The 522-nt window shown below is 64.6% G+C and carries 1 pseudogene; it reads left to right on the forward strand.

Features of this window, described 5'->3' with window-relative positions:
• A pseudogene (locus tag RZO55_RS10090) lies at window positions 1-522 on the forward strand (hypothetical protein); the annotation flags it as partial.

The following is a 522-nucleotide window of genomic DNA, read 5'->3' on the forward strand; positions in this document are numbered from 1 at the left end:
GTTGTTTGTGTCGAAGACGTGCCCGGAATGCCGGGGAGCCCGGCTGAAGAAGGAGAGCCGGCTCGTCACCCTGGGAGGAGCTTCGATCGATCAAATCGCTGCCCGTTCCATCACCGACGCCCGCAACTGGGCTCGTGCTTTGCGGGAGCAGCTGACGCCGCATCAGCGGCAGCTGGTGGCGTCGATCCTGCAGGAAATCGTCGTGCGCATGGATCGGCTGATCGAGGTGGGGCTCGGTTATCTGTCCCTGGACCGTCCGGCCGCCACGCTATCCGGCGGAGAGGCCCAGCGGCTGCGGTTGGCGTCCGTTCTCGGTTCAGGGCTGACCGGTGTGGTTTATGTCCTGGACGAGCCGACCGTGAGCCTTCATCCCCGGGATACCCGGGGGCTGATCCGCGCATTGAGACGTCTGAAGGAATTGGGCAACACCCTTTTGGTGATCGAACATGATGAGGAGGTGATCCAGGCGGCGGACCACGTCATCGATATGGGGCCGGGTGCCGGGAGCAGGGGGGGCGAGGT

The sequence above is a fragment of the Clostridium boliviensis genome (genome assembly GCF_033342255.1).
GTDB classification, from domain to species: domain Bacteria; phylum Bacillota; class Clostridia; order Lachnospirales; family Lachnospiraceae; genus Lacrimispora; species Lacrimispora boliviensis.